The following is a 17,383-nucleotide window of genomic DNA, read 5'->3' as shown; positions in this document are numbered from 1 at the left end:
ATGAACCGCACCGTCTTCATCCTTAACGGCCCGAACTTGAACCTGCTGGGTCGTCGTGAGCCGCACATCTATGGCCACACCACGCTCGATCAGATTCGTCAACGCAGTGAAAGGCTCGCTGAGGAACTTGACCTGGTATGCGACTTTCGCCAGACCAACCACGAAGGCGTGATGGTCGACTGGATTCAAGAGGCTTTTGAACAAGGCGCATCCTTGATCATCAACCCGGCCGGTTTTTCGTTTCACTCGATTCCGGTGCTCGATGCCTTGAAGCTGCTCAGCACACCGCTGATTGAGCTGCATCTGTCGAACATCCATGCACGTGATGAACTGCATCGCCACTCGATCATGTCTGGCGCGGTCAATGCGGTGATTTGCGGCATGGGGGCCGACGGTTATCCCCTCGCCATCAGGGCCATTGATGACCTGCTGCGTCGTCAGGCTTCCAACAGCTGACACCCCTCTTCGCTAAACGCTTGAACGGCGGTCTCTCGGCAGATGTTTGCCAGAGCCGCCTGCGTCTGAAATTCAGGCGTCGGCTGCAAACACCGCCAAAAAAAAAAATAATTGAATGCGAGAAAACCAATATGCATCCCACTGTTTTTCGCCGTAACGTGCCCGCAAATTACTCCTTGATTGGCCTGGCCCTGGCAATCAGTGCCGGCTCGGCGACGGTTGTTCATGCCGATGAAAACGCCGGTTTCATCGAGGGCGCGACTTCCACGCTCAATCTGCGCAACGCCTACATCAATCGCAACTTCGTCAATCCCGCCTACCCGAATGCTGCCAATCCACAGAACAAAGCTGAGGAATGGACGCAAAACTTTATCCTCGATACCCGTTCCGGCTATACCCAAGGCCCGGTAGGTTTCGGCGTTGATGTTCTGGGTCTTTACTCGCAGAAGCTCGACGGGGGCAAAGGCACTGCCGGCACGCAGCTGTTGCCTGTCCATGGTGATGGAGAGCCTGCTGACAACTTTGGACGGCTGGGGGTTGCCGCCAAGGCCAAGGTTTCAAAGACGGTTGTAAAAGTGGGCGAATGGGTCAGTACCCTGCCTATTCTGCGTTCGGATGACGGTCGCTCGTTGCCCCAGACCTTTCAAGGTGCTCAGATCACCTCGCAGGAAATCGGTGGGTTGTCGTTGTATGGCGGTCAAATCCGCCAGAACAGCCCGCGCAATGACGCCAGCATGGAAGACATGTCCATGAACGGCAAAGCGGCGTTCACCTCCGACCGCTTCAACTTCGCCGGCGGTGAATACAACTTCAATGAGAAGCGCACCACGGTTGGGCTGTGGTACGACGAACTTGAAGATATCTACCAGCAGCAATATTTCAGCCTGAACCACAGCCAACCTGTAGGTGACTGGGTTCTAGGCGCCAATATGGGCTATTTCACGGGCAAGGAAAACGGCGCCAGCCTGGCCGGTGATCTGGACAACAAGACAGCCTTTGGCCTGTTCTCCGCCAAACTGGGTGGCAACACCTTCTATGTTGGCCTGCAAAAGCTCACTGGTGAAAACGCGTGGATGCGGGTCAACGGTTCCAGTGGCGGCACATTGGCGAACGACAGCTACAACTCTAGCTATGACAACGCCCAAGAACGCTCCTGGCAGGTTCGCCATGACTATAACTTCGTCGGAATGGGTGTCCCGGGGCTGACGTTGATGAACCGCTACATCAGTGGCGACAACGTGCACACAGGCACTATCACCGATGGCAAGGAATGGGGCCGCGAATCGGAGTTGGCCTATACCATTCAGTCTGGCGCTTTGAAAAACCTGAGCGTCAAATGGCGAAATGCAAGTATTCGGAAAAACTTCAGCACCAACGAGTTTGACGAAAACCGCATCTTCATCAACTACCCGATATCGTTGCTGTAACACCGTCTAGCTGAGCACGCTGCGTTCATCTGAAAGGAAATGGATCGAACGCAGCCGGGTTGTACTGGTGCTTTTTACCTACACGGAGCCAGCAACCAGTCAAGTGAGGGCTTCTGTCGGACGGAAAAGTCCGTTGCGACGTCTTCCTGCCCCCTTGACCGACTCTCGGATAATTGACCCGTTGATGGACTGAAACGGGTTAATTATCAATATTTCACATCACGAGCGGTGTCGCGCGAGTCCTGTTTGGTGTCGCGCTTGTCCTGACGGCAATCGTTGCGACTCTTTTCATCACCCTCCTTGCATTCCTCCTTGGCTTCCCGGGAACCCTCGCGCCCTTCCTGCTTGACATCGCGGGACTCCTGTCGTTGGTCAGCCTGATCGGTCGCATGGGCCAGCGTCGACCCCCAGATGCCGCCAGTTGCGATGGCCAGTGTGGCCAGGACAGTCAAATAATGTTTGCGCATCATGAACTTCCTCCTACCAGAGTATTCAATCACTTCGTGCTCTTGCCGATCACCGCACAGGCTGACTGGCTCGAGATGACAACGCACACCGAATTTAAAGCCTCGGAATGTGGTGTTTAACAATAGACGACATGGGCGGTCCTACAAGGGTGTTGATTTCCGCCTGTCGCGTAAGACTCCCCTGCCCGATTCCGTCGCTTCCCCATTTTGAAAGAAAGTCGCAACCCCGGTGTCTTTCCGGGGATTGCGACTTTTAACCGTCCTTTATGCTTGCGGGGCTGCATCTCTGTTCGCATCTGCAGCAGCCTTCGCCGCATCTCTGGTGGCATCTGCGTCAGCCTTGGCGGCGTCCCGGGTCGCATCGCCGGCGGCCCTTGCCGCGTCTCTGGTTGCGTCCGCGCCCGCTACACCGGCAGCTTTTGCAGCATCCCTAGCCGCATCGGCCTCAGCTCGGGCAGCATTTCTGTTGGCATCTGCAGTGGCTCTCGCCGTATCTCGGGCGGCATCTGCATCATTTTTGGCAGCATCCCTGGCCGCATCGGCGCCATTGTTGTTAGCGTCGTTGTCATGCGCATTACCGGGACCTCTGTTGCCGGCGACACCGTCATGACCGGCAGCGTGACCGCCGCCCTCTCCATGGCCGCTGTTACCGTGACCGCCGCTGGAGCCGCCACTGTTGGAGCCTCCACCGCCGCCGTCGCCACCGTGACCACTGCCTCCGGAACCTCCGCTGCCGGAGCCACCACCGTGACCACCACTGCCTCCGCCGCTACCGCCGCCGCCACTGCTGCCACTGCCGCCATCTTTGGCATACACGCTGGAGAAACTACTGATGTAATCGGGCACCAGAACAGTCGATGCCGAGAGGACGCCGCCAATGGCGAGCGCCAATACACATTGCTTGAGCAGCATGATGCACCTCCGCTTGGCGTTGCGTCGTAATCTCCGTATGGAACGCGATCACCAATGAGTTCCCGGCCGCCCATTGGAGCGGCCAGCCAACCGGCGCGGTCATTTATCTGCAGCAATATCAAGAACAAGCAACTGCGGTTTCCGCACGATCCTTCAGAGCCAGTCAGCAACGTTGAGCGGGAAGTATTCCCACATTTATTTTAGATAAAAATTGTGCGCGCAAAGTTCAACCATCAACACGCACCCTGCAGCATCCCGGATCAGAACTGCTACGCTGGAAACAGTAGCTGTGGTGCTTTGCAGCCTACTGGCGCACGTGTTCTCCGTGGCTGAAGGAACAGTCGAATTACCCGATCCTGTGCCCAAGCGAGTCATATTTCGTTGAGCAAAGGAGTGGACATGGCCCCCCGCAAAAACAGGCTTGCCAACCGCATGACAGGGCAATCGCAAGACCACGGGGACGAACGAGTCTTTCACTCGCGCAAGGAACGTCTGTACGAAGGTGAGCTATTACGCTCGCGTCTGCCCCATGCCGTTCACGCCGAATGGAAACCGGGGCGCAAACACCGTGACCCGATCAAACTCCTCGAAGAGTCCAACCGCTATCGACTGCCCAATCTGGTGCCTGTGCGGTACGGCCGCATGTTGCGCAGTCCATTCACCTTTTTACGCGGTTCTGCGGGTTTGATGGCCCATGACCTGGCCATGCTCCCTTCCACCGGCATTCAGGTGCAGGCCTGCGGGGATTGTCACCTGATGAACTTCGGGTTGTTCGCGACCCCTGAGCGCAATCTGATTTTTGACATAAACGATTTCGACGAAACGCTCCCCGCTCCCTGGGAGTGGGATGTCAAACGCCTGGCGATCAGTTTTGCCGTGGCCGCACGCGATAACCGCCTCAGCGATAAAAGTGCACGGGGCATAGCTGCCGAATGCGTTCGTGCTTACCGCGTGTACTTGCGCAAGTTTTCCAAGATGAGCCCGATGGATGTCTGGTATGACCGCCTGGATGCCCAGGCGATCATTGATATGGCGCCCAATGCCGAGATCAAGAAAATCCGCGAACAACTGGTCGCAAAAGCCAGGATGCGTGTCGGCGATTACCTGTTTCCCAAGATCAGCGGCGAAGTCGGAGGGCGGCGACGCCTGATCGATCAACCCCCCATACTGTTTCATGTGTATGAAAAGGGCTTCGCGCGCAGCGTCAATCTGGCGCTGCAGGACTATCGATTGTCGCTGCCCCATGAACGGCGTGTGCTCTTCGATCGCTACCGTCTCGAAGACATTGCCGTCAAAGCTGTCGGGATCGGCAGTGTCGGGACCTATTGTTTCGTCGGCCTGTTCTTCTCAGCAGAAAACCATCCATTGCTCCTGCAATTCAAGGAAGCCTGCCCCTCGGTGCTGGCGCCCTATGCAGGCAAGAGCGCCTACGAGAACCAGGGACAGCGTGTCGTCACAGGACAGCGCCTGACCCAGTCGTCCAGCGACATTTTTTTGGGCTGGACACGCGGCCAAAACGGCCGGTACTTCTTTGTGCGTCAGTTGCGGGACATGAAAATGTCGGCGCCCATTGAAGGCATATCCGCTGCACGGATGAAAATGTACGCCGAGTGGTGCGGTCTTACCCTGGCCCGTGCTCACGCCAAATCAGGGGATGCGGCACTCATTAGTGGCTACCTGGGCAAGACCGATTCCTTTGACCAGGCCATCGGAACATTTGCCATCGCCTATGCCGATCAAAATGAGAAAGACCATGCCGCGCTGGTGGCCGCGGAAAAATCAGGGCGGATCAACGTGCTGAGAGAAGAAGAGTGATGGAGCCGATCCAACAGACAACGCCGGACATCGATCTATCTGCCCCCGAACTCACACTGATGCAAAGTTGGCACCACAACGCCCAATCCTGGATCGAAGCCATCCGCACCGGCGCCATTGAAAGCCGCCTGAGGGTCACCAACCAAGCCATCCTGTTGGCGGTGATGGGTCGCCAGCCCGAGCACGTACTTGACCTCGGCTGTGGCGAGGGTTGGTTATTGCGCGCGCTGGCTGAACGGGGCATCAAGGCGATCGGTGTGGATGGTGACGCGACACTGGTCGAGGCGGCGCGGGCAGCGGGCGCTTCACCGGTGCATTTGGCGAGCTATGACGCGTTGGTGGAAGCGAAAGTGATCGTCGGCCACGACTACGACCTGATCTGCGCCAACTTCGCGCTGTTGCACCAGGACATCATTCCCCTGCTTGCCGCCATGAACGCCCTGCTCGCCCCTGGCGGTAGTCTGGTGATCCAGACGCTGCATCCGTGGACCGCTGCGGCGGATGACTATCAGGATGGTTGGCGGGAAGAGACCTTCGCCGGGTTCGAGGGGCAATGGCGACCCATGCCGTGGTACTTCCGCACGTTGTCCAGTTGGCTGAATGCGTTGGACATGGCTGGCTTTCGGCTGATCGGCTTGCAAGAGCCACAGCACCCGCAAAGTCCGGTGCCGCAGTCGCTGCTGTTGGTGGCCGAGCAACGGGGGGGAGAGCCTGTTCGAACTTCTGACTAGAGCATTTTCTCCAGGCCGATCTTGTCACTGAGCCAGGCTTTGAAGCCGCGCCATTTGCCTCCGGGCTCCTCATGCAAGGTATGCCGAACGCCGTCGTCTTCGGCGATCCAGACAATTTCGCCGTTTTCCAGACGAGCCTGGTAACTCACGGCTGGCGCCATGCCCTCAAGCGCCAGCTCGCGCATGTAGCCGGCCAATTCAGGGCTGTCGACCAGCACCCCGACTTCAGTGTTCCAGAACACTGAGCGCGGGTCGAAATTGAAGGAGCCGATGAACACCTTCTGCTTGTCCAGAATCATGGCCTTGGTGTGCAAACTGGAATCCGAGCCACCACTGAAGCCACTCCCAGAACCGCCACTGGGGTCATCCTGCTGGCGCCGCAGTTCATAGAGCTTCACGCCATGTTCGAGCAAGGTCTTGCGGTAAGGCGCATAGCCGCCATGCACGGCTGGTACATCGGTGGCTTCCAGTGAGTTGGTCAACAGGCGCACATCAACACCAGCATCGGCACGACCGGTGAGGTAACTCATGCCCGGTTTTTGCGGGACGAAGTAAGCCGAAATCAAAATGAATTCCTTGCTGACGCTGTCGAGCTGAGGTCGTAGTTGGGTGGCCATCAACAGTGAACGGGCTGGTTCGTCGTCGGCCAGGACCTTACTCGGGGCATCCCACATCGCCTGACCATGGGCCCAGATCAGCTGCTTGCGCCACGTATTGAGTTGCGGTTTAGACCGGTAGGTCATGAGGTGGTCGTACAAGGCTTTGTTCTCGCTACGTGCGCTTTGGAGCGATTGTTCGAGGTCTTGGCGACTCTTTAGCAAGTCTTCAGCGGTTGGCTTGTTGAGCACCAAGTCACTGATGGGCTGACTCAAGGTGCTGTTCCAGTACTGATCGAAACTGTGGCCCAGCTGCTCGGCGACCGGGCCGAAGCACATCACGTCCATGTCGGTGAAGTTGAGATCGGGCTTGGCGTCGAAATATTCATCCCCCAGGTTGCGTCCGCCGACGATAGCCACGCTGTTGTCGGCCAGCCACAGTTTGTTGTGCATGCGCCGATGCTGTTGGGAAAGATCAAGCAGGCGGCCCATGGTTCGGGTGACCAGGGTGCTGCGGCCCAGATGCAAAGGGTTGAAGACCCGAATATAAATGTTCGGGTGCACGGCCAGGGTTGCGATGACTTCTTCCTGGCCGTCGCTGGCTGTGTCATCGAGCAATATGCGTATCCGTACACCGCGATCGGCAGCCCCCAACAATTCATGCACCAGTACCCGGGTGCTGAGACCGTTATGTACGATGTAATACTGCAAATCGATGCTTTTCTGCGCATTGCGGACTAACTCGGCGCGCGCCCGGAACGCTTCACTGCTGTTAGGCAACAGGCGAAAACCCGAGCGCCCCTCATGCGGGGCGACCTGGGCCTGAATGGAGCGCCCGAACGACGAATCACTGGCGGGTAGTGTCTCGCTGAACTCGTGGGGCAAGGGCGTAGTGGCGCAGCCGGCAACCAGCAATACGAACAACAGCGTGGGGAAGAACCAGGACATGGACAAGGGGCTCGTCCTCAACCTCAACGGGAGTAGGTTTGACGGTACTTGCCTGATGCCGAAAAAATGCAGCCCACGGCACACTGCAGACCTATTTCAGTAAAGCCCGGTTTGAGCGAAGCGTGTCGATATTTTCCGCATGGGTCAGCCGGCTGAATAAGCCGAACTTGAGGCGCTTATTCAAGCTTGACGCCAATCTATTCAAACGTTCCTGTGCGCACCTCGCCCTGGCTGACATAGCGGGCGATCAGCACACCGCCAGGCGTGCTGACCGAATGCGCCAACGTGAACGCCAACGCTTGCGCCGTGTCGTCGAACAAGCGCTTGCCACGGCCCAGTACCACGGGAAAAATCATAAGCCTGAGCTCGTCCACCAACCCGGCGGCAAGCAGTTGGCGCACCAGATCGCCGCTACCCTGGGTCAACAGATCGGCGCCCTCCCCGCGCTTGAGTGTGCGTATCGCGTCGACCAGGTGTCCCTGCAAGGCATGGCTGTTGTGCCAATCCAGCGAATCGGGGTGATGCGTAGCCACATGCTTGGGCACGCTGTTGAACAGGTCAGCGATGGCGTGGCTGTTTGCATCGGCCTCCCGGTACGGCCAGTAAGCGGCAAAAATGTCGTAGGTACGCCGCCCCAGCAGCAATTCGAACGGTTTCGCGAACAGGTCCTGGATGGCCTGGCCGGAGACGTTGTCGGCGTAGGGCACGATCCAGCCGCCATAGAGGAATCCGTCGCTGGTGTCCTCTTCAGGCCCGCCGGGCGCTTGCATAACGCCATCCAGACTCATGAATGCGGCAACGGTGAGCTTGCGCATAGCCTTCTCCCAGTGAGTACTCGTACAGGGAACGTCAAGGGTTAACCGCGAGTTCCCTGAAGGATAGTCGAACGGGTCGCTGTGAAATCGACAGGGCGATACCACCGACCGGCGATAGAGATCCGCACCGTTTCGACTTTCGATTTGCTCAATTGCAAGGCACTTCTATATTGAGGGGGTGCTCTGAATTTCCTGCCTCCTGTAGAGCCTTGGCCCATGGCAACTACTGATCAATTGATCATCTGCGAGCACTGCGACTGTGTGTTTGAAAAAGTCACGCTCGTTGAACACCAGAAAACCCTGTGTACGTGCTGCGGCGCCGTGCTGCAGCGCCATAACCGCATGACGGTGGAGCAACGACTGGCGTTGACCTGCGCGGCCTTGATGCTATGGATTTTCGCCAACCTTTATCCCGTCATGACCATCAGCCTCAAAGGCGTTAGAAACAGCGCAACATTGTGGGATTCGGTATTGGCCTTGAGCCAGGGGCCGATCACCTTTATCGCTTTGGTCGCGGCCATCGCAATGATCCTCGCGCCGATTTCCCAACTGTTGCTGCTGATCTGGGTCCTGAGTTTCGCGCTCACCCATCGTCGATCACCCGGTTTTAAATTCTGCATGCGCTGGCTCGAAGCCCTCCGGCCCTGGAGCATGCTGGAGGTCTGCTTTCTGGGAGCGATGGTCGCTGTGATCAAACTCGCCGGATTTCTCGACGTGCTGCCGGGTATCGGCCTGTTTGCCCTGGCCGTGCTCAGCCTGGTGGTGATCCGCATCGCCGGGCGCGATATCCGTGAATTATGGGACATCTTATGAACACGCCCCCGGCCGCCGCCGATCTCAACCTGTGTCTGTGCCATACCTGCGGCATGGCCTGCGACTTCACCGATCAACCGCACGAATGCGAACGCTGTGGCGCTCCGTTGCATCGGCGTAAAACCAATTCGCTGGCCCGTACGTGGGCCTTTATGTTCACGGCCCTGGCGTTTTACGTCCCGGCCAATCTATTGCCGGTCATGAACACCAAGATGCTCGGCAATGGCGCCGACAGCACGATCATGAGCGGGGTACTGGAGTTCTGGGCGGCCGGTGCCTGGGATATTGCGCTGATCATTTTTATCGCCAGCATCGCGGTGCCGGGCGTCAAGTTCGTAGCCCTTACGTTTTTGCTGATGTCCGTGCATCGCAGCAGTCTCTGGGCGAGCAAGGAGCGGTCACAGTTGTACCGCTTCGTCGAGGTCATCGGTTACTGGTCAATGCTGGATGTGATCGTGGTGGCACTGGTGGCCTCACTGGTGAAGTTCAAAGCCCTGGCCGACATCGAACCGCGCGCGGGCATTCTGTTTTTTGGTTTGGTGGTGGTGTTCACCATGCTGTCGGCGATGAGTTTCGACCCGCGCCTGATCTGGGATAAAAAGCGGGAAAACCCACAAAACGAGGAGGTCATGGATGAAGTCACAAGCCACTGAAGGGCCACAAGCCCCAGGCCAGGCCCCAATCAAGACCGGTCGTAGCGTCTCACTGGTCTGGATCGTCCCCATCGTTGCGGTATTGGTGGGTTTGTCACTGGTGGTCCACACCATCTTGCAGGAAGGCCCGACCATCACCGTCATGTTCAAGACCGGTGACGGCTTGACAGCCAACAAGACCGAGGTCAAATACCGCAGTGTAGTCATCGGCCATGTTTCGGATGTGGAGCTGAGCAACGACCAGAAGAGTGTCAACGCCACGATCAAACTGACCAAACAAGCCGAAGGTTTCACCCGTTCAGACTCGCAGTTCTGGGTCGTGCGTCCGCGTATCGGTGCCGGTGGGGTGTCGGGGATCGATACGTTGCTGTCCGGGGATTACATCGGCGCTGATATCGGTCAGGCCAATGGCCGCGCGAAAAACTTCAAGGGCCTGGAAATCCCGCCGGCCATCACCTATGGCGAACCGGGCAAGCGTTTCACCTTGCACACGCAGGATTTGGGGTCGCTGGACGTCGGCTCGCCGGTGTATTACCGCAAGATTCCGGTCGGTCAGGTAGTGGCCTATGCCCTGGACCCGGATGGCAAAGGGGTGAACATCGACCTGTTCGTCCACGCGCCCAATGACCAGTACGTCACTGAAAACACCCGGTTCTGGAATGCCAGCGGTGTGGACGTGAGCCTCGATGCCAACGGCATTGATGTCAAAACCGAATCGTTGTCTTCCTTGTTGGTGGGCGGTATTGCCTTCCGTGCGCCGGAATACAACCCGGACGACAAACCTGCCCCCGAAGAGTATGCCTACGAGCTGTTCGAGGATCAGCAAACCGCCCTCGCCCCACCCAATGGCAAGGCACAGTTCCTGGCCTTGCGTTTCGATCAGGCCATGCGTGGGCTGAAGGTTGATGCGCCGGTCGAATTCCTGGGCATAGAAATCGGCAAGGTGGTGTCGGTCAATCTGGATTTCGACGAGAAAAAACGCAGTTTTCCGATCAGTGTCGGCATCGTGATCTACCCGCAACGACTGGGTCAGGCCCACACCAAAATGATCAAGTCGCTCAATCATGATCCCAATGACGAAGCGGCTGGTGTCCGGATGATTGGCACCTTCATCGAAAACGGCCTGCGCGCCCAGGCCCGCACCGGCAACTTGTTGACCGGCCAGTTGTACATCGCCCTGGACTTCTACCCTAAAGCAGACAAGGTGGTCTTCGATACAACCGCGCGCCCGGTCGTGATTCCAACGGTTCCGGGAAGCCTCGAACAATTGCAGGAAAAACTCGAATCCATGGTCGACAAGGTCAACAACCTGCCGATCGAACGCATTGCCGGCAACCTCGATAGCAACCTGGTGGAACTGCGCAAAGGGCTGGGGAAATTCAACAGCAAGACACTGCCCGGCGTCGATACCGCCCTGTCGGACGTCAGCAAGACGTTGCTGTCGGCGAACACGACCCTGCAATCGGCTAACGCTACCATTTCCGATGGTTCGCCCTCACGGGAAAAGCTCGGGCAGACCCTGGAAGAACTGGAACGCACATCGCGAGCATTGCGTGAGCTGGCCGATTACCTGATCCGGCATCCCGAATCGCTGCTTCGTGGTCGACCTGAAAATCCCGCAGGAAAGGATTACAAACAATGACCGCGCAGCAGAAGAAAGGAGCAACATCCATGGCTTTTTCGCCGAAGCTCACCTTGGTCGCTGCGCTCCTGCTGCTCGCGGCCTGCCGCAGCGATCCTGTTCACTACCACACCCTGATGCCAGCACACACAGGGGGGGCAACGCGCAGTAGCGCGGAGTTCATAGAGATTGAAAGCCTCAGTGTGCCGGCGCAGGTCGACCGGCAACAGGTGGTTATTCGCCAAGGCAACAGCGGCCTGGTGCTGCTCGAATCCGAATGGTGGGGGGCATCGCTGGGACAGGAGTTTCGCAGTGCCCTGATGGATCAACTTGCCAGCGTCAATCCCCAGCGCAAGCTGTCGTTGCGCCTCGATGTACTGCGCTTTGACTCCTTTCCGGGGCAATACGGGCTGATTGATGTGACCTGGCGCTTGCGCCCCGCCAATGACATCAATGGCGCGTCTGCCACCTGTCGCAGCATCTTGCAAACGCCATCGGGAGATAGCATCGAAGATCTGGCCTTGGCCCAGCAAAATAACGTCAAGCGCCTGGCTGCGCTGATCGGCCAGGCGGCCAAGGGGACACAACAGAGCTGCCCGCCCTCTGGCTAACGTTTCTTTTTTCGCCCCCCCGGTAGTGTTCAGCGGTGCCCTGCCTCCGCTGGACTCAACCCCCGCCTAACGACACTCACCGAGCGTCTTCAAATCCTCAGGCAAGGTGCCGAAGGCCTGCTAACCTGAATGAAAATGACATGTATTAACGGTTTCTTTCACGTTTTTTTCTCATTTTGCGTTCTAAATTCCTTGCCCCTCAAAACATGCAAATGGTTCGCATTGTTTCTCCAGTGAATCGGCGTGCATGACTTCTAAAAAGAACAGGAGTTGCCCCCAAGAATGACGCCCTCTATCCCTTCGTTCCTCAAATCTGCACTGCTGTCCACTGCACTGCTGAGCGCCGGCCACGTCTATGCCGCCGACACTGACGGCATTGTGGTCTACAACGCCCAACACGAAAGCCTGACCAAGGCCTGGGTCGAGGGATTCACCAAGGAAACCGGGATCAAAGTCACCGTGCGTAACGGCGACGACACCGAGATGGGCAATCAGATCGTGCAGGAAGGTGCCGCCTCCCCGGCCGACGTATTCCTGACCGAAAACTCTCCGGCCATGGTGCTGGTGGACAAAGCGGGCCTGCTTGCACCAGTAGCGCCGTCAACGCTTGAGCAAGTGGACGCGGCGTATCGTCCGGCGGATGGCAAATGGGTCGGGATCGCTGCGCGCTCCACCGTGTTCGTCTACAACCCGAGCAAACTGCCTGAAGCCGATCTGCCAAAATCCCTGATGGACCTGGCCGGGCCAAACTGGAAAGGCCGTTGGGGCGCGTCCCCCGCCGGTGCCGATTTCCAGGCCATCGTCGCCGCAGTGCTTGAGCTCAAGGGCGAAGCGGCCACCCTTGAATGGCTCAAAGGAATGAAAGCCAACTACACGGCTTACCGTGGCAACAGCTCGGTGCTCAAGGCGGTCAATGCCGGCCAGGTCGACAGTGGCGTGATCTATCACTATTACAGCTACGGCGACCAGGCCAAGACTGGCGAAAACAGCAAGAACACCGCCCTGCACTACTTCAAACACAACGACCCGGGCGCCTTTGTCAGCGTCTCCGGGGGCGGTGTTCTGGCGTCCAGCAAACACAAGGACGACGCTCAAGCATTGCTGAAGTGGATCACCGGCAAAGAAGGCCAGAAAGTCCTCGAAACCGGTAAATCGTTCGAATACGCCGTGGGCAAGAACGCACCTTCCAACCCTAAACTGGTGCCTTTGCAGCAGCTCGACGCGCCGACAGTCGACGCCTCAAAACTCGACAGTAAAAAAGCCGTGGAGCTGATGACTCAGGCGGGACTGCTCTAATTGATGCCAGAAACCCTGCCAGGGGGTGTCGCCACGGCGTTACCCTCGAACTTGCGAAGACGTTCCCGGGGTCTCTTCGCCGGTCGCGGTGGCGCGTGGGTGATCGGTTTGTCCGTACTGGTCTCGCTTCTGTCGCTGCTACCGATTGCTTTCGTGATCGGCGTGTCCATTCAGACAGGCTGGGCGGCCATGGTGCCGCTGGTTTTTCGACCTCGTGTCGCTGAGTTACTGATCAACACCGTATTGCTGGTGGTGATCACCATTCCCCTGTGCATCATGCTGGGCCTGGCGTTGGCCTGGCTGACAGAGCGCACCAACCTGCCGGGCCGACGCGGATGGGCACTACTGGCGACAGCGCCGCTGGCCGTGCCGGCCTTCGTGCACAGCTATGCATGGGTGAGCCTGGTGCCCTCGATTCACGGGTTGCCTGCAGGCGTCCTGGTCTCGGTCATCGCCTACTTCCCGTTCCTGTACCTGCCGATTGCTGCCACGCTGCGCCGGCTCGACCCGGCCATCGAGGACGTTGGCGAATCACTGGGGCTCAAGCCGTGGGCGGTGTTTTTCCGTGTGGTGCTGCCGCAACTGCGCCTGGCCATTTGCGGCGGAGCCTTATTGGTGGGCCTGCATTTGCTGGCCGAATATGGCCTGTACGCAATGATTCGCTTCGACACCTTTACCACGGCGATTTTCGACCAGTTCAAATCCACCTTCAACGGCCCGGCCGCCAACATGCTGGCCAGTGTGTTGGCCCTGTGTTGCCTGGCGATGCTGACAGTCGAGTCCGCCGCTCGCGGCACGGCGCGTTACGCCCGAGTCGGGTCGGGCAGCGCTCGTACACAGCGGGTTGTGCGCCTGTACTGGGAAGCAAAAATGCTTGGCCTGGCGCTGCAAGTCTTCACCTGCGCATTGGCGCTGGGTGTGCCGTTGATCACCGTGGGCAAATGGCTGATCGCGGGCGGCTCAGAGGTCTGGCAACTGGACGAATTGATGCCGGCGCTGCAACAGACACTGCAGCTCGGCGCAATGGGCGCGGTTATCACCACCTGCGCCGCGATCCCGATTGCCTGGCTGTCGATTCGTTCTCCAGGCCGTTTGCAACGGCTACTGGAAAGCTGCAACTACATCACCAGTTCGTTGCCCGGGATTGTGGTCGCCCTGGCCTTGGTCACGTTCACCATCCATTTCGCCCGGCCGATCTACCAGACTACGCTGACCGTGCTGCTGGCGTATCTGCTGATGTTTTTGCCCCGAGCCCTGGTGAGTCTGCGGGCGGGAATCGCCCAGGCACCGGTGGAACTGGAAAACATCGCGCGCAGTCTCGGCCGATCGCCTGGCCGGGCATTGTGGCTGATCACCTTGCGCCTGGCCGCGCCGGGGGCAGCCGCCGGGGCGGCGCTGGTCTTTCTGGCCATCACCAATGAGCTAACCGCCACCCTGTTGCTCGCGCCCAATGGTACGCGCACCCTGGCCACCGGGTTCTGGGCCATGACCAGCGAAATCGATTATGCCGCCGCAGCCCCTTATGCACTGTTGATGATCCTGCTGTCGCTCCCGTTGACCGGACTTCTTTATCACCAATCCAAACGAACGGCTGGCCGATGAACGCTCTTGAACTGCATGCCATATCCAAGTCTTACGGCGACCAAAAGGCGCTGGAGAGCATCAGCCTGTCGGTGCCCGCTGGCAGCCGGACGGTGATTGTCGGCCCTTCCGGCTCGGGTAAAACCACCTTGTTGCGGATGATCGCCGGCTTCGAGTTCCCGGACACCGGCCGTGTTTCACTCAATGGCCAGACGCTCGCCGACGCCACTCATGAGGTGCCGGCGCATCAGCGCCTGATTGGCTACGTTCCCCAGGACGGCGCCTTGTTCCCGCACATGACGGTGGCGGCCAATATAGGCTTCGGGCTTTCGGTCAAGGGCGGCGAAAAAAACCATCGTATCGCTGAGCTGATGGACAGCGTGGCCCTGGATGCAAGCATGGCCCAGCGTTGGCCCCATGAACTCTCCGGCGGCCAGCAACAGCGGGTGGCGCTGGCGCGGGCGTTAGCGCAACAACCACGCCTGATGCTGCTGGACGAGCCGTTTTCCGCCCTCGATACCGGCCTGCGAGGCGCCATGCGCAAGATGGTCGCCCGGCTGCTGTCCGATGCCGGTGTCACCACCATCCTCGTCACCCATGACCAGAGCGAAGCCCTGTCGTTTGCCGATCAACTGGCGGTCATGCGTGACGGTCGGCTCGTGCAATCTGGCCATCCACTGGATCTGTACCGTTACCCCGACGACGAGCAAACCGCGCTGTTTCTCGGGGATGCCGTGGTCTTGCCCGCCAAAATCGAAGCCGGCTGGGCGCATTGCGAACTCGGCCGGATCCCGGTGAACAACCACCGCAACAACCATTCAGCGCAGATCATGCTGCGTCCCGAACAATTGCAGCTCGTCAGCATCCAGCCGAGCCCCACCGAAATGGCCGGATGCCGCGCCGTGGTGACTGATCGCGACTTCAGTGGCAACACCTGCACATTGACCGTGGAACTTCAGGCCCCCGCCTCGGGCAAACAGTCCGGCCGGTCATTAACCGTACGCGGGTCAGGCATGTATGCCCCCCCTGCCGGCAGCGCGGTCCACGTCTCGACCATCGGCCATGCGCACGTGTTCAGCGAGTCGCCACGTTAAAGATCGAAGCGATCCACTGCGCGACGCCGCTCATTGTCATCGCGCACATCGTAATTGGCGGTCGTCTGAATATTGCTGTGATGCGCCAGTTTCTGGGCAATCGACAAATCGTGTTCTTCGATGACGCGGGTGATGAACGAACGCCGAAAATCATGCGGCATGATCTTCACTCCGACTTCGGTCCCTCGCTGGCGGGCAATGTAATAGATCGCATGTTTGGTAATGCGCTCGCGGGTGATATGGCTGCCACGACGGATGCGGTTGAACAGAAACGGGTCGTCCACCTCGCCTTCCTTGAGCTGTGATCGACGAAACGCCAGCCATTCCTCCAGTTTGGCCAGGGCCCAGGCCGGCGCGTACTTGATCAATTGTTTGTTGCCCTTGGCCGTGACCCGCAGGCTGCGCTCGGCAAAATCGACCTGTGACAGGTCCAGATTCACCGACTCGGACTTGCGCATGCCCGAACCGTACAAAATCCCGATGATTGCCGCGTCCCGTAATCCTTGTGGCCTTGGGTCGGCGGCACACACCGCCATCAACTCCTGGATCAGCGTACGCCGCAAGTTGCGCCCCTGGGACAACCGGGTACCGGCGATCCCTTTGACCGAGCGCATTTTCAGCAGATGATCCTGACTGATGAGGCTCATGCGCCACGCCTCATTCATCACCCCGCGCACCGCATTGACGTACAGCGAAGAGGTATTGGGCGCATAGCCGTCTTCGCGTAACGCCGCGACCAGCGCAATCACATTTTCTGGCTGAAGCTGATGCCAGGGAATGTCCTCGAGATTCATGTCGTCGAAACCCAAGCGGTCGGCGGCATCCTGCAAAACGTAACGCATGGTCAGCTGACTGGAAGGTGCGAGCCGGGCCAGATACAAGGTCAACGGGTTGGTTGTTGAAGCAACAGGTTGGGTAACAGGTAAGTCAATCAAACGAAACGGCCTTGAGTGAAAACAATTCAGTAATGCAACTTTGGATGGGAACAGCCCTCCTACAAAGCCAAGACTTCTGTAGGAGTTTTCTTGTCTGGTCGCGGTAAGCGGCAGGAGTCTGAACACCGGCTGTATGACGTTCGGATAAACAATTCGCCCACCGGGTTTTCATGTTTCTTTCACGAAATTGAGCTTACCCTCTATGAGACAAGCCTGTCCCTCACAAGCCAGCAACGTGCCCACCGGAGCAGAAAAAGTCAATTAATGCGATTTATCACGTATTTTGTGTAACCGATTGAACCTGCTGGTTTTTTATCGACTACGCTGTTTTTAGATCAAGCATGTCAGTATCGCTGAGTGTCAATTCCTGCCCGAGGCCCCGATGAGTCAGGCGTTTCTTCCCATCACCCCCCTTCACTACGCCGAGCGCTGCGGGCTGGAACGTGACGCCTTCATGACGGTTTTGCAGGTGCAGGCACCGGCATCCACTTTGTCGCTACCCGCTTGCACACGTATTATCGTCAACATGTCCCGAACTTTTACCTGCCCGACACCGAATGGAATTCGACGCGCCGGTGTTCGATTCCCTTGTTCCCCGACATGACCACCGAT

The 17,383-nt window shown here is 58.3% G+C and carries 16 protein-coding genes and 1 pseudogene; 12 read left to right on the top strand and 5 right to left on the bottom strand.

Annotation, left to right across the window (positions count from 1 at the left end; all coding sequences use genetic code 11):
* Positions 1-456 (top strand): type II 3-dehydroquinate dehydratase, encoded by a 456-nt coding sequence (locus tag PMI22_RS14550; protein ID WP_007945976.1) that lies wholly within the window; start codon positions 1-3, stop codon positions 454-456.
* Positions 457-587: 131 nt separating this feature from the next.
* Complete coding sequence (locus PMI22_RS14555) at positions 588-1,883, top strand: OprD family porin (RefSeq protein WP_007945974.1); 1,296 nt, start codon at positions 588-590, stop codon at positions 1,881-1,883.
* 206 nt (positions 1,884-2,089) lie between these two features.
* On the opposite strand, the gene PMI22_RS14560 is transcribed toward PMI22_RS14555, so the two are convergent.
* Together PMI22_RS14560 and PMI22_RS30570 are read right to left on the bottom strand one after the other, a co-directional pair.
* On the bottom strand, positions 2,090-2,353 hold the full coding sequence (locus PMI22_RS14560; RefSeq protein ID WP_007945973.1) for a hypothetical protein: 264 nt from the start codon (positions 2,351-2,353) through the stop codon (positions 2,090-2,092).
* A gap of 261 nt (positions 2,354-2,614) precedes the next feature.
* Positions 2,615-3,262 carry a hypothetical protein gene (locus tag PMI22_RS30570; RefSeq protein WP_007945972.1) on the bottom strand — a complete coding sequence of 216 codons (648 nt, stop codon included), beginning with the start codon at positions 3,260-3,262 and terminating at the stop codon, positions 2,615-2,617.
* Positions 3,263-3,661: 399 nt separating this feature from the next.
* On the opposite strand from PMI22_RS30570, the gene PMI22_RS14570 reads away from it, so the two are divergent.
* On the top strand, positions 3,662-5,077 hold the full coding sequence (locus tag PMI22_RS14570) for a DUF2252 domain-containing protein (RefSeq protein ID WP_007945971.1): 1,416 nt from the start codon (positions 3,662-3,664) through the stop codon (positions 5,075-5,077).
* The gene (locus PMI22_RS14575; RefSeq protein ID WP_007945968.1) at positions 5,077-5,808 is read left to right on the top strand and encodes a class I SAM-dependent methyltransferase; all 732 of its coding nucleotides are present in this window, start codon (positions 5,077-5,079) and stop codon (positions 5,806-5,808) included. Before PMI22_RS14570 ends, PMI22_RS14575 begins: the two co-directional genes overlap by 1 nt.
* Here the strand turns inward: PMI22_RS14575 and PMI22_RS14580 are convergent.
* A complete protein-coding gene (locus tag PMI22_RS14580) occupies positions 5,805-7,352 on the bottom strand; it encodes a phospholipase D family protein (protein WP_007945967.1) in 1,548 nt (515 codons plus the stop codon). The two genes, PMI22_RS14575 and PMI22_RS14580, sit on opposite strands and share 4 nt — an antisense overlap.
* Positions 7,353-7,549: 197 nt before the next feature.
* A complete protein-coding gene (locus PMI22_RS14585) occupies positions 7,550-8,167 on the bottom strand; it encodes a dihydrofolate reductase family protein (protein WP_007945966.1) in 618 nt (205 codons plus the stop codon).
* 216 nt (positions 8,168-8,383) lie between these two features.
* Here PMI22_RS14585 and PMI22_RS14590 point away from each other — a divergent pair, with 216 nt between their 5' ends.
* The 7 genes from PMI22_RS14590 (at position 8,384) to PMI22_RS14620 (ending at position 15,836) form a co-directional block, all read left to right on the top strand.
* The gene (locus PMI22_RS14590; protein WP_007945965.1) at positions 8,384-8,980 is read left to right on the top strand and encodes a paraquat-inducible protein A; all 597 of its coding nucleotides are present in this window, start codon (positions 8,384-8,386) and stop codon (positions 8,978-8,980) included.
* Complete coding sequence (locus tag PMI22_RS14595) at positions 8,977-9,633, top strand: paraquat-inducible protein A (RefSeq protein ID WP_007945964.1); 657 nt, start codon at positions 8,977-8,979, stop codon at positions 9,631-9,633. The genes PMI22_RS14590 and PMI22_RS14595 overlap by 4 nt, the downstream gene beginning before the upstream one ends.
* Positions 9,614-11,275 carry a PqiB family protein gene (locus tag PMI22_RS14600; RefSeq protein ID WP_007945963.1) on the top strand — a complete coding sequence of 554 codons (1,662 nt, stop codon included), beginning with the start codon at positions 9,614-9,616 and terminating at the stop codon, positions 11,273-11,275. Before PMI22_RS14595 ends, PMI22_RS14600 begins: the two co-directional genes overlap by 20 nt.
* 29 nt (positions 11,276-11,304) lie before the next feature.
* Positions 11,305-11,865 carry a PqiC family protein gene (locus PMI22_RS14605; RefSeq protein WP_007945962.1) on the top strand — a complete coding sequence of 187 codons (561 nt, stop codon included), beginning with the start codon at positions 11,305-11,307 and terminating at the stop codon, positions 11,863-11,865.
* A 282-nt stretch (positions 11,866-12,147) separates the two neighbouring features.
* A complete protein-coding gene (locus tag PMI22_RS14610) occupies positions 12,148-13,161 on the top strand; it encodes an iron ABC transporter substrate-binding protein (RefSeq protein WP_007945961.1) in 1,014 nt (337 codons plus the stop codon).
* A gap of 3 nt (positions 13,162-13,164) precedes the next feature.
* Entirely contained in the window at positions 13,165-14,763 is a 1,599-nt protein-coding gene (locus tag PMI22_RS14615) for an ABC transporter permease (RefSeq protein ID WP_007945960.1), read from the top strand.
* A complete protein-coding gene (locus PMI22_RS14620) occupies positions 14,760-15,836 on the top strand; it encodes an ABC transporter ATP-binding protein (RefSeq protein WP_007945959.1) in 1,077 nt (358 codons plus the stop codon). The genes PMI22_RS14615 and PMI22_RS14620 overlap by 4 nt, the downstream gene beginning before the upstream one ends.
* Here the strand turns inward: PMI22_RS14620 and PMI22_RS14625 are convergent.
* A complete protein-coding gene (locus tag PMI22_RS14625; RefSeq protein WP_033049245.1) occupies positions 15,833-16,771 on the bottom strand; it encodes a tyrosine-type recombinase/integrase in 939 nt (312 codons plus the stop codon). The two genes, PMI22_RS14620 and PMI22_RS14625, sit on opposite strands and share 4 nt — an antisense overlap.
* Positions 16,772-17,275: 504 nt before the next feature.
* On the opposite strand from PMI22_RS14625, the pseudogene PMI22_RS32495 reads away from it, so the two are divergent.
* Positions 17,276-17,350: pseudogene (locus PMI22_RS32495) on the top strand (hypothetical protein); the annotation flags it as partial.
* Between the last annotated feature and the right edge of the window lie 33 nt (positions 17,351-17,383).

This window comes from Pseudomonas sp. GM21 (genome assembly GCF_000282215.1).
Taxonomy (GTDB): domain Bacteria; phylum Pseudomonadota; class Gammaproteobacteria; order Pseudomonadales; family Pseudomonadaceae; genus Aquipseudomonas.
The sequence above is the reverse complement of the archived record's forward strand: the minus strand, read 5'-3'. Positions and strand labels throughout refer to the sequence as shown.